The following is a 10,968-nucleotide window of genomic DNA, read 5'->3' on the forward strand; positions in this document are numbered from 1 at the left end:
ATGTGCCGGGGCCCACGCGCGTGGGGCACGACCCAGGGGGAGGCGAGTTCCGTCAGGCGACGGGCTCCCACCCGACCTCCTCGTTGCCGTACACGTACTCCGGCCGCCCCTTCATCCCACTGGTGCGGAACGGCTTCCCGTGGTCGTCGATCCGCAGCGCCCCTTCCTTCCCGCCGCTGCTCCACTCCAGCTCCAGGTACCAGGTGACGTCGTAACCGACGGCCTTCATGTCGAGGTTGAAGACCTCCACGTCCTCGGACGACACCTTGTACGGGAAGTCCACGGCCGGAACCACCGTGTCCCCCCGCCTCCCCGGCACCGGCCGGAGGGTGGGATGCCCGGCGTCGAGGTGGGAGGCGAAGGTCTGGGGCATGATCCCGCTGCCGCAGCCGTTGCCCATCAGATACGCCGACCAGGGCAGCGGAGCCTTGCGGGACACGACGCGTACGTGCATCCCCTTGAGGACGACCGCCTCGCGGGAGGTGCCCTGCACGGTCAGCTGGAGCAGCATGTTCCCGGCGTCGATCCCGCCGTACGACTCGGCCCAGCCGCGCCGGTCCTGCGGCGCGGGCGGCGGGTCGAGCTCGTCGGGCCCCCGGTTCACCAGATAGTGCTGGCCGCAGGGTTCGTCCCAGTTGTACGAGGAGATACTGACGGTCGGCGGAGCCCCCAGGCCCGTACCGCTGCCGCTGCCACCACCGCCCTGCGGCTGCCCCGGCCCGGAGCCCGCCGACGGCTTCACGGACGACGGCCCCGAGGGGGACACGGAGGCGCTCGCCGAAGGACCGGCCGAACTCGGGCTCACGGAGAGGGGCGCAGCCGAGGCGGAGCCGTCCGGCGCCGGCCCGGGGTCTCCGCCCGCGTCCGCCACCCGGTCCGCGGCGCTCCCGCCGTCCGCCTTCCCCAACCCGACGAGACCGGCGGCGACGACGGTGGTGGGCACGAGGAGCGCGGCGACCCCGGCGGCGGCGATGAGCACCCACGTACGCCGGGAGAGCCGGGACCACCGGGAGCCCGCCCCCGACCGATCACCAGCGCCGACGCCACCTGACGTAACGGACAGCTCGGACAGCTCGACGGCCTCAGCGACTTCGACGGCTTCGACGGCTTCGGGAACAGCAGCAGGCACAGGAGCACCGGCAGGAGCAGAAGCAGATTCAGCCGCCCCCGGTGACGTCCCCGGCACCGCACCCGCCGGAGGCCGCCGTCGCGCCGCGTCCGCCACGATCCACCGCCGGTGCACCTCCACCAGTTCGTCGCCGGACGCCCCGCACACCCGCGCGAACCGCTCCACCGGTGCGAACTCGGTCGGCACCGCGTCACCGTTGCAGTACCGGTGAAGGGTCGACGTACTGACGTGCAGCTTCCCCGCCAGGACCCCGTAGCTGCGTCCCGAACGGCCCTTCAGTTCCTTCAGCAGGGCCGCGAAATGCTCGGCCTCCGGCGTCGCCACGACGGCGTTCCCTTCCTCGTGCGTCCCGGAACGGCGTTCCAGGGACGCGGGATTCCCGCAGGTCACCGTACGCGTAGACGTTCCAGCGTCCCCAATGGTTCGGCAGGCGTTGCGGCCGGAATCCACTGCCCCACAAGCTCGGACCAGACCACAGCAGCACCGCAGATCAACCGAGTACGGGGAGTACACCGCCATGCGCACCAACCGCATCCGCACCACCGCCCTCGCCGCCACCGCCCTCGCCGCCGCTCTCTCGCTCACCGCCTGCGGCGGCGAGGACAAGGCCATGGGGACCAAGGCAGCCGGCTCGGCCGAGACGGCGGCCCCCACGGCGACGAGCACCGACGGCGAGGCACAGCAGGACGCGCCGGAGGCCGGCGCACCGGAGACGCAGACCGTCCCCACCCAGGGCAAGCACGCGGGCGGCAACGGCGACAGCCGCGCCAAGAAGCCGGAGACCGCGCCGAACGCGGAGGCGGCGGCCTCGATCCCGACGTGCACGCCCAAGAACTCCACGGTCAAGGTCTCCAAGGTGAGCCGCCCGATCAACCACCTGCTGCTCACGGTGACCAACACCGGCTCCAAGGACTGCGCCGCGTACCACGCGCCGTTCCTCCGCTTCGACGACGCGCAGGCGGTCTACCCGATCCTCAACGACAGCAAGCCGCAGGCCGTCGTCGTGCTCTCTCCGGGCGAGAAGGCGTACGCGGGCATCGGCCTGCTCGGCCAGCCCGGCGAGGGCGAGCCGGTCAGGAGCGACAACCTCGGCGTCACCATGGTCGACAGGAACAGCGAGCCGAAGGGCGAGGCCACGGTGAAGCTCCCGGCGGGGACCTACACGGACAGCCTGGGCTTCGTCACCTACTGGCAGTCGGACGTCGAGACCGCCCTGATGTACTGAGCGTACGAGGCGCCCCGGGCCAACGCCTGACGTGCGGTAACTGTGCGCGACCCGTACACATTTGTTGTACGGGTCGCGCGTGCGTGAAGTGGGTTCCGGGGTGGCATGGGGAACCGTATGCACCCCAGAAAGCGACAGCGTAGGAACGCGTCGACAATGAAGCTCGTGGGCAAACTGGTGTCACGCTTCCGCAAGGAGGCGGGCCTCACGCAGACCGAACTCGCCCAGGCCGCAGGCGTACAGGAGGACACGATCGCCTCCGTCGAGCAGGGCAGGCGCTCGCTGGTCCCGGATCTGGCGGAGAAGATCGACGATCTGCTGGACACCAAGGGCGCGTTGTCGACAGCGGTCGACAACATGCCGGAATACGACCTGATTCCGCTGTGGGCCGAGCAGTACCTCGACATGGAGCATGACGCGCTGGCGCTGTCCTGGTACGACAATCAGGTCATCCCGGGCCTGCTCCAGACGAAGGCGTACGCGGAGGCGGTGTTCCGCAACAGGATTCCGGTCTACAGCCCGGAGGAGATCGAGACGCAGACGGCGACGCGACTGCAACGCCAGCGGATCCTGGACCGGAAGAAGCCGCCGACGATCAGCATGGTGATCTGGGAACCGGTCCTGATGATGAAACTGACGTCGGACGAGGAGCACCGGGAACAGCTCCGCCACCTCTACGCGATGGCCCAACTCCCGGGAGTATGCCTCCAGGTGCTCCCGCTCGACAGCAGGGTTCAAGCGGGCCTCGCCGGCCCCTTCATCCTCCTGGAGACACCGGACCACCAGCACGTCGCCTACACCGAAACCCAGCGCGGCAGCCACCTGATCTCCGACCGGAATGAGATCAGCATCCTCGCCCAGAAATATGCGATGCTGCGAGCCCAGGCGCTCACCCCTCTTGAGACCCTGCGCCTGCTGGCCCGCTTACTGGGAGAGACATGAGCACCGCACTGAACTGGTTCAAGTCGAGCTACAGCAGCGACGAAGGCGGCCAGTGCCTCGAAGTCGCGTACGACTGGCGCAAGTCGAGCTACAGCTCCGACGAAGGCGGGGCCTGCGTCGAGATCGCCGCCCACCCCGCCGCCGTCCACGTCCGTGACTCGAAGGACATCGAGGGCCCGACGTTCACGGTCGCGCCCACGGCCTGGTCGGCGTTCGCCGCCTACGCGGCCACCGCCTGACCTCGCACCGCCGTTATCCCTCCCGGACCGTCGCGTAACGGAGCAGTACGACTCCGTTCCCGAAGGTCCGGGTCTCCAACAGCCGGAGCATCTGCCGCTCCTCCGTGTCCCGGAAGAAAGGGCGGCCCCGGCCGAGGATGACCGGATGGATGTAGATCCGGTACTCGTCGATCAGGTCGAACCGCCGGAACGACTCCACCAGGTCCGCCCCGCCGACCACCAGGTCCCCCGAAGCGGCGTCCCGCAGCGAGCGCACCTGCTCGGGGTCGACCTCGTGCAGCAGCGTCGCCCCCGGCCCCACGCTCTCCAGCGTCCGCGAGAAGACGAACTTCGGCATGTTCCGCCAGATGCCCGCGAACTCGGCCATCGGCCCCTCGTTGGCGGGGTCCTGGTCGGCGGTCGGCGGTCGGCGGTCGGCGGTCGGCGGTCGGCGGTCGGCGGTCGGCGGTCGGCGGTCGGCGGTCGGCGGTCGGCGGTCGGCGGTCGGCCAGAACTCCTCCATCAGCTGGTAGGTGACGCGTCCCTCGACGAAGCCGCCCATCGTCCGCAGGTAGTCGTTGAAGTGCTGGTGCACCTCCTCGTCGACGGTGTGCCAGTCGATGTCCTGGCCGGGCCCTTCGAAGAAGCCGTCGAGGGAGAGCGAGATGGACGTGACGATCCTGTTCACCGGGGGACTCCTGGACGTTTGTGGACGGTGCCTTCCTTCATGACGAAGGCCACCTTGCCGGTGACCTCGATGTCGGTGAAGGGATCGCCGGGCATGGCGATGATGTCGGCGATCCTGCCGGGCGCGAGTACGCCGAGGTCGTCGAGTCCGAGCAGCTCGGCGGCGACGCTGGTAGCCGCTTTCAGGGCGCGGACAGGGGTGATGCCGGTGGAGACCATGGTGGGGAACTCCCGCCAGTTCTCCGCGTGCGGGAACATCCCGGCGTCGGATCCGAAAGCGATCTTGATGTCGGATGCCGCGACGTGCTCCGCGCCGTCCAGCAGCGCCTTCTGGTGAAGCTGGAACTTGCGGCGCTTGTAGACGGGCTTCCCCTTCCAGGCCGCGTCGTCGTCGGCCTTGCGGGCGTCGTCGAGGACGGTGAACTGGGTGGGTACGAGGTAGACGCCGTGGTCGGCGATCATCCGCAGGGTCTCGGCGGTGGCGAGGTTTCCGTGCTCGATGCTGCGGACACCGGCCCGCACCGCTCTGCGCACGCCTTCGTCGCCGTAGCAGTGCGGGGTCGCCGGGCGGCCCAGGTCCCGGGCGGTGGCGACGAGGGTGTCCATCTCGTCCTGGGTGTACGTCGTCTGGGTGGGCTCGTCGGAAGGGCTGGAGAACCCTCCGGTGGCACCGAACTTGATCCAGTCGGCGCCGGCCCGGATCTCGGTACGGACCCGGGTCCGGATCTCGTCGCAGCCGTCGGCCGCGGCCAGCTCCGCCAGCCGGGGCGGGCTCTGGTACTGGTCGCCCAGGGTGCTCGAAAAGTCGCCGTGCCCGCCGCGTGCGGAGATCAGGTGAGGGGCCACGAGCATGCGCGGCCCCTCGATCAGCCCTTCGGCGACCGCGTCCCGCAGGTCGAGCGTGTTGTACGCGGGGTCGGCGCCGGTCAGGTCCCGGACCGTGGTGAACCCGTTGTGCAGCAGCGTACGCAGAATCGGAAGCGTGGCCAGCGCGGTCGCCGTGGCCGAGCGGCCGAAGGCCCCCGCGATGTCCGGGGTGATGGTGACGTGGGTGTGACAGTCCATGAAGCCGGGGGTCACGGTGTGCCCGGACAGGTCGATCACCTCGGCGCCGTCGGGGGCCGGGATTCTCTCGTCGATCCTCGTGATCCGGCCGCCTTCGACCAGGATGTCGCGGATTCCGGCGGGCGCTTCCTTCAGCCCGTCCCACACGGTCGCTCCGGTAAGCAGTGTGGTCATCGCCATCCCTTCGATCGTGAACTGGTCGAGAACACAGGGCGGACCAGAAGGCGGCCGAAGCCCCGGGGCCCCCGGGACCTCCGGACTTCCGGGACCTCCCGGGCCGCTAGGGCTCCGGACTTCCGGGGCTTCCGGGGCTTCCGGGGCTTCCGGGGCTTCCCGACTCCCCGGGACTCCAGGCCCCAGGCCCCGGGCGTCGGGTCCCGGCAGTCCCGTCCACCGGCGGCGCCCCGGACCCACGGACGGCCGGGCGAAGGGCCCGACAGGACACCTGCCCGGCAAGAGGCGGCCCGGCATACCGTCTCCGGCGCCCTCGCCCGTCGCCGTCGCCCGTCGCCGTCCATATCGCCGCCGACACCGACGCACCGGCCGGCCCGTCACTCACGCAGGCCGAGCGTCCGGCCGAAGCGGGGCCGTTCCTGTTCCTGCGAAGGCATCCCTTCCCCGTGGGGAAGCAGCGGCGTCTCCTGTCACTCGTTCGGCCCCCGAAGAAGCCGGAGCCGCTTGCCGTCCCGGCCGCGTCCGGGCCGCCAGGTCCGCGTACGACGGCACCGCCCGGGTCCGATCTGCCCGGCCAAGGGTGCCGGAGGCGAACGTTGCCCGCTCGCGCCTGCCTGTCAGTGCCGCCGCCTAGGCTCACCACCATGGCGACGCTCCCGAACCCCCTGCCCTCGCTGGCCTCCTCCGGCCTGGAACTCCCGCCCGGCTCCCTGGTGGACGCCACGCTGGACGGCCCCTGGCACGAGCCGCTGCTCTGGTACGCGGACGGGCCCGCCGCTCCCCGTGACTGGACGGCCCTGCGCACGGCGGGGCGGCGGGTCGGGCTGCTGCCGGTGCTGGTCACGGGCGGCCACCGCGACCAGTGGCCCGAGGAGTGGGACCTCTGCCCGGACGGCACGTCATATCCCGGCGACCACGACGCCGACGAGGTCCTCGCGGGCTATTGGACGGACGACGCGGCCGACGCGGTGGGCGACGGGACGGCGGCCGGGGAGAGCGGGGAGCAGTCCGGGGGCCCCGGCTCCTGGCCCGGTCTCGCGCCCGTCCCCGCCCGGGAGGCGGCCGAGGACGCGGACACGGCGGCCGCCGGTCTCGCGGGCGTGATCGCCGCTGACGCGGACGAGTGGCTCGGCGGGGCCCGGATAGCTCTCGTCCCGGCCCGCCGCAGCGCGGACATACCGGCGGCGATCGGCTGGTCGGGCCCGGTGAACCACGAGAACGACGTGGCCCGGCTCTGCGCCGTGCTCCGCTCCTGGGAGGACCGCTACGACGCCCGGGTCGTGGTGCTCGGCTTCGACACGATGATCGTGTCCGTGGGCCGCCCGCCCGCCACGATCGAGGAGGCCCGCGCCCTGGCCGCCGAGCACTACGCGTTCTGTCCTGACAACATCGACCAGTCCCCGCCGCACGACCTCGACGTGTACGCGGAGAAGGCCGTGCTCAACCAGGAAGCGTGGTCGTTCTGGTGGGACTGAACACGATGGGACCGGACAAGAACCGTTCGGCCGGGCAGCACTCGGACCTGTCCCGGATCAAGGCGTGGTGGCGCACGCTGGGCGGTGAGCGCTTCGTCGCCCTGCCCCCGCCCACCCGCGGCCGCTACACCCAGTCCGACGGCCACGAGGACGCGGCCGAGCTGTTCGCGACCCGAGGCGTCCCCGACACCGCCTCCTTCGCGTACTGGCACTGGCAGTCCCACGCCGCCTTCGACCGGTCCGGCGCCCTCAGGGACGCGCTGTACCTGCACTGGGGCGGCGACCACGCCACGGTCGCCGCACGTCTCGGCCAGGGCCCGCCCGGCTACCGGATCGTCGACGGCGGCCCCCGGGGAGCCTTTCGGCTGGACCGGATCACGACGACGGACCCCGACGGGCTGCCCGACCCTCAGGACGAGGCAGGCGTACGCCAGTTTCTCCACCGCCTCGACGCCTCCCCGCCGGCCGCCGCCGAGGAGCGCTGGCTGCACGACCGGCTGGCCGGTCCGGTGGAGCTGTCCGGGGCGGCGGGGTTCGTCACGGCACTGGAGTTGCGGCAGGCGCTGACACAGCAGGAGACATCACGGCTGCTGCCCGCCTGGCGGGAGGAGTACGCCGGGCGGCTCACCGAGTGGCCCGCCTGGGCGGCCCTGCTGAACGCGCTGCTGCGCCACGCCCACGAGGAGGTCTGGGACACGGTGGCCGGCGTCGGCCACCGGGCGTCCGATGTCCTTCGCGCGTTCCCCTCCCCCCGGTCCCTGGACGTCCTGCGCGGGTGGGCGCTCGCCGACCACCGCGCGGCGATCCCCGCGTGGCTCGACGTGCACCGGGCGGTCCACGGGTCCGGCGACGCGGTACGGTCCGCCGGCGGGCTCGCCGCGGAGCTGACCGCACACGACGCCCCCGAGACATCCCTGAGCAGTCTGTTCACCGCGCTCAGCGCCGCCGTCACGAAGGACTGGCGCGCCGCCCGGCCGGCGGCGGACCGCGGCGCCGCCCCGGCGTTCGCGGCCCTCACCGCCGTCCGCCTCGCCACCGACGACGACCTGCCGCGCCCCCTGCGCGTGGCCGCCGCGCGAGCAGCGTACGACCAGGCCGCCCACGTACGGGAGCAGGCGGCCCTGCACCCCGGCATCGCCGAGGCCGAGGTCCTCGCCGCCGTCGACCGGTACGAAGCCGCCCGCGACGACCTGCTCGCGGGCACCGGCCCCGACCTCACCGGTTACGAGGGCGGGCTCGGCGACCTCTACCACCGCTACCGCACCCTGGCCCCCGCCGACGTCCGGTGGTTGCGGGCCCAGCTGGCCGATCCGTCCACCGGCGTCCAGGGCATCGCGTTCTGCCTCGAACTGCTCCACTCCCACGGCGAGGCCACGCCGACCGAGCTGGAAGCGCTCCTGCCGCGCTGGAAGAAGGAGCTGACCAAGCAGTACCGCACCACGTACACCGAGTGGCGTCATCCCCTGGTCACCCTGACCTGCCTCGCCCTGGACCTGGACCACCCGGCCGCCGCCGACCTGCTGGCCTGGTGGATGAAGCCCAAGCCGCTCTGGAAGGACCCGGTCCGGCTGCTGACCCACCTCGGGGCACCCGACGAGACGAAGGCCGCCGAGCTGTGGGACTTCGTGGTGTCCGGTGCCCACGACACCGGGCATCTGATGACCTGGGTGCTGCTCCGCGCCCGGCTCGACGGCACACACCCGCTGCTCGTCGCCGAGCGGCTGATCGGGCAGCGCGGCGTCCGCGAGTACGTCCTGCACCGGGTCCTGGTCGGGGTGGCCGATCCGTCCCAGCCGCTCTGGCACTACGCCGTCGACCCGCGCAGCCACAGCTGGTTGCGGCGCGCCCAGGAGGTCGCCGACGACCCCCGGCTCACCGACGCGGCCCGCGCGATCGGGCTGAAGACCGCCCGCGAGCACTATGCGTTCCGCTACCCGGACCAGGTCCGCCCGGCCCTCACGGACGGGCAACTGGCGGCGGCGCGCGCCTGGTCGGAGGCCCGCGCCGACAGGACCGCCGTGGACTGAGCCCTCGTACTCATGCGGACGCCAGGCCCCCGAGGTTGACTCGGACGCATGAGCGAGAACAGCCACGGCGGCGGCAGCACCCCGGCACCCGGCCGCGCGCACACACCCGGCCCCCGCGCCTGGATCGCCCCGCTGGTCTCCACGGTCGTGACGCTGCCCATGGGGCTGCTCGCCCTGCTCTTCGGCGGGCTCTCCCCGATGGCGTGCGATTCCTGCAACGGGGCGGCGGCCGACCGCTTCGACGCGAGCTTCACCACTGCGTGGACCGTCCTGTGGATCGGCCTGCTCCTCGCCCTGATCCCGCTGATCGCGAGCTGGGCCGTCCCGCACCAGGTCCGCTACGCCGCCCGGCGGGTAGGCCTGGCGCTCGCCGCACCCACCACCGTGGTGGTCACTTTCGTAGCATTCATGGCACTGGTCGACTGGCCCTGACAGAAAGTGTCCACCCCCATGAACGACACGCACTCCCCGACCACGGCAGCGACGGCAGCGACGACAGCCGCAGAACGCCTGATAGCCGAGTTCCACGCGCTGCCCGCCGGGAGCGACCGCAAGCGCGAGATCATCACCGAGCTGGACGCCAACGTCCAGGCGCTGCCGTTCCTCGTCTCGGTCGTCGCGGACCCGGGCGAATACGACCTCGCCCGCGTCGAGAGCGCCACCGTCCTGCGCCTGTGGCCCCCGGCCGACCCCGCCCTGCGCCACGAAGCGGGCCGCGCCCTGGTCAGTGCCCTGCAGGACCCGGAAGAGGACCTGGTACGCCAGTACGCGGCGATGTCGCTGGCGCCCTACACCGACGACCCGGTCGTCGCCACCGTCCTGAACACCACCGCACGGGCCGACGAGGACCCGCTCGTACGGGACAGCGCCCGCTTCTCCATCGAGGAGGCCCACCGGCTCCAGAGGACCGGAGCGGGCGGGCCGTGAACCACGACAGGCCGAGCGGACCGGCTCAGCCCCGCGCGTCCCGCCCGAGCCACCCGGCGGCCTCGGTCGCCCAGTAGGTGAGGATCATCTGCGCCCCGGCCCGCCGGATCCCGGTCAGGCTCTCCAGGATCGCCTTGTCCCGGTCGATCCAGCCCTTCTCGGCGGCGGCCTCGATCATCGCGTACTCGCCGCTGATCTGGTACGCCGCGACCGGCACGTCCACGGACTCCGCGACCTTCGCGAGGATGTCCAGATACGGTCCGGCGGGCTTCACCATCACCATGTCCGCGCCCTCCGCCAGGTCCAGCGCCAGCTCCCGCAGCGACTCGCGGGCGTTGGCCGGGTCCTGCTGGTAGGTCTTGCGGTCGCCGGTGAGCGAGGAGCCGACGGCCTCGCGGAAGGGGCCGTAGAAGGCGGAGGAGTACTTCGCGGTGTAGGCGAGGACCGACACGTCCTCATGCCCGGACCGGTCCAGGGCCTCGCGGATCACGCCGACCTGACCGTCCATCATCCCGCTGGGGCCCACCACATGGGCCCCGGCGTCCGCCTGGACCCGGGCCATCTCCGCGTACCGCTCCAGGGTCGCGTCGTTGTCCACGCGGCCGTCCGCCGTCAGGACCCCGCAGTGCCCGTGGTCGGTGTACTCGTCCAGGCACAGGTCCGACATCACGACGAGGTCGTCGCCGACCTCCTCGCGGACCGCGCGCAGCGCGACCTGGAGGATGCCGTCGGGGTCGGTGCCCGCCGTGCCCCGGGCGTCCTTCTTCTCGTCCTGCGGCACCCCGAAGAGCATGATCCCCGAGACCCCGGCCGAGACCGCCTCGACGGCCGCCTTCCGCAGGGTGTCCAGGGTGTGCTGGTGCACGCCGGGCATGGCCGAGATGGCGACCGGGGCGTCGATGCCCTCCCGTACGAACGCGGGAAGGATCAGGTTCGCGGGGTCGAGCCGTGTCTCGGCGACCATCCGCCGCATCGCCGGGGTCGTCCGCAGCCGCCGGGGGCGGGAGCCGGGGAAGTTTCCGTACGCAGTCATCCTCCGACGATAGACCCGTACGCAGCACGGTCTTACCGACACCGACGCCGGGAAAGGCCCGCGAAC

At 71.9% G+C, this 10,968-nt stretch carries 11 protein-coding genes; 7 read left to right on the forward strand and 4 right to left on the reverse strand.

Annotated elements, in window-relative coordinates:
- Positions 1–52: 52 nt before the first annotated feature.
- Entirely contained in the window at positions 53–1,453 is a 1,401-nt protein-coding gene (locus tag ACGF2Y_RS33585; RefSeq protein WP_392955258.1) for a helix-turn-helix domain-containing protein, read from the reverse strand.
- 193 nt (positions 1,454–1,646) lie between these two features.
- On the opposite strand from ACGF2Y_RS33585, the gene ACGF2Y_RS33590 reads away from it, so the two are divergent.
- From ACGF2Y_RS33590 to ACGF2Y_RS33600, 3 genes are all read left to right on the forward strand, one after another.
- The gene (locus ACGF2Y_RS33590) at positions 1,647–2,354 is read left to right on the forward strand and encodes a DUF4232 domain-containing protein (protein WP_392955260.1); all 708 of its coding nucleotides are present in this window, start codon (positions 1,647–1,649) and stop codon (positions 2,352–2,354) included.
- Positions 2,355–2,510: 156 nt separating this feature from the next.
- The gene (locus ACGF2Y_RS33595) at positions 2,511–3,296 is read left to right on the forward strand and encodes a Scr1 family TA system antitoxin-like transcriptional regulator (protein ID WP_392955262.1); all 786 of its coding nucleotides are present in this window, start codon (positions 2,511–2,513) and stop codon (positions 3,294–3,296) included.
- Positions 3,293–3,535 carry a DUF397 domain-containing protein gene (locus ACGF2Y_RS33600; RefSeq protein WP_392955264.1) on the forward strand — a complete coding sequence of 81 codons (243 nt, stop codon included), beginning with the start codon at positions 3,293–3,295 and terminating at the stop codon, positions 3,533–3,535. Before ACGF2Y_RS33595 ends, ACGF2Y_RS33600 begins: the two co-directional genes overlap by 4 nt.
- 13 nt (positions 3,536–3,548) lie before the next feature.
- On the opposite strand, the gene ACGF2Y_RS33605 is transcribed toward ACGF2Y_RS33600, so the two are convergent.
- Positions 3,549–4,202, reverse strand: a complete 654-nt coding sequence (locus ACGF2Y_RS33605) for a dihydrofolate reductase family protein (protein WP_392955266.1) — start codon at positions 4,200–4,202, stop codon at positions 3,549–3,551.
- On the reverse strand, positions 4,199–5,440 hold the full coding sequence (locus ACGF2Y_RS33610) for an amidohydrolase family protein (RefSeq protein ID WP_392955268.1): 1,242 nt from the start codon (positions 5,438–5,440) through the stop codon (positions 4,199–4,201). The genes ACGF2Y_RS33605 and ACGF2Y_RS33610 overlap by 4 nt, the downstream gene beginning before the upstream one ends.
- 644 nt (positions 5,441–6,084) lie before the next feature.
- Here ACGF2Y_RS33610 and ACGF2Y_RS33615 point away from each other — a divergent pair.
- The 4 genes from ACGF2Y_RS33615 to ACGF2Y_RS33630 are packed head-to-tail and all read left to right on the forward strand — an operon-like array spanning position 6,085 to position 9,869.
- Positions 6,085–6,915 (forward strand): DUF4253 domain-containing protein, encoded by an 831-nt coding sequence (locus ACGF2Y_RS33615; protein ID WP_392955269.1) that lies wholly within the window; start codon positions 6,085–6,087, stop codon positions 6,913–6,915.
- Positions 6,894–8,942, forward strand: coding sequence for a hypothetical protein (locus tag ACGF2Y_RS33620; RefSeq protein ID WP_392955271.1), 2,049 nt, complete (start codon positions 6,894–6,896; stop codon positions 8,940–8,942). Before ACGF2Y_RS33615 ends, ACGF2Y_RS33620 begins: the two co-directional genes overlap by 22 nt.
- Before the next feature lie 48 nt (positions 8,943–8,990).
- Positions 8,991–9,374: a hypothetical protein gene (locus ACGF2Y_RS33625; protein WP_392955273.1), complete on the forward strand. Its 384-nt coding sequence runs from the start codon at positions 8,991–8,993 to the stop codon at positions 9,372–9,374.
- 18 nt (positions 9,375–9,392) lie between these two features.
- Entirely contained in the window at positions 9,393–9,869 is a 477-nt protein-coding gene (locus ACGF2Y_RS33630; RefSeq protein ID WP_392955274.1) for a hypothetical protein, read from the forward strand.
- Positions 9,870–9,894: 25 nt separating this feature from the next.
- Here ACGF2Y_RS33630 and hemB read toward each other — a convergent pair whose 3' ends face one another.
- Positions 9,895–10,902 carry a porphobilinogen synthase gene (gene hemB / locus ACGF2Y_RS33635; protein WP_392955276.1) on the reverse strand — a complete coding sequence of 336 codons (1,008 nt, stop codon included), beginning with the start codon at positions 10,900–10,902 and terminating at the stop codon, positions 9,895–9,897.
- Between the last annotated feature and the right edge of the window lie 66 nt (positions 10,903–10,968).

The sequence above is a fragment of the Streptomyces sp. NPDC048142 genome (assembly GCF_043202835.1).
GTDB lineage: Bacteria > Actinomycetota > Actinomycetes > Streptomycetales > Streptomycetaceae > Streptomyces.

What these genes read in the sequence shown, in the direction of transcription:
- ACGF2Y_RS33590 (WP_392955260.1), top strand. Translation starts at nt 1,647, where the DNA reads ATGCGCACCAACCGCATCCGCACCACCGCCCTCGCCGCCACCGCCCTC.
- ACGF2Y_RS33595 (WP_392955262.1), top strand. Translation starts at nt 2,511, where the DNA reads ATGAAGCTCGTGGGCAAACTGGTGTCACGCTTCCGCAAGGAGGCGGGC.
- ACGF2Y_RS33600 (WP_392955264.1), top strand. Translation starts at nt 3,293, where the DNA reads ATGAGCACCGCACTGAACTGGTTCAAGTCGAGCTACAGCAGCGACGAA.
- ACGF2Y_RS33610 (WP_392955268.1), bottom strand. Translation starts at nt 5,440, where the DNA reads ATGACCACACTGCTTACCGGAGCGACCGTGTGGGACGGGCTGAAGGAA.
- ACGF2Y_RS33615 (WP_392955269.1), top strand. Translation starts at nt 6,085, where the DNA reads ATGGCGACGCTCCCGAACCCCCTGCCCTCGCTGGCCTCCTCCGGCCTG.
- ACGF2Y_RS33625 (WP_392955273.1), top strand. Translation starts at nt 8,991, where the DNA reads ATGAGCGAGAACAGCCACGGCGGCGGCAGCACCCCGGCACCCGGCCGC.
- ACGF2Y_RS33630 (WP_392955274.1), top strand. Translation starts at nt 9,393, where the DNA reads ATGAACGACACGCACTCCCCGACCACGGCAGCGACGGCAGCGACGACA.
- hemB (WP_392955276.1), bottom strand. Translation starts at nt 10,902, where the DNA reads ATGACTGCGTACGGAAACTTCCCCGGCTCCCGCCCCCGGCGGCTGCGG.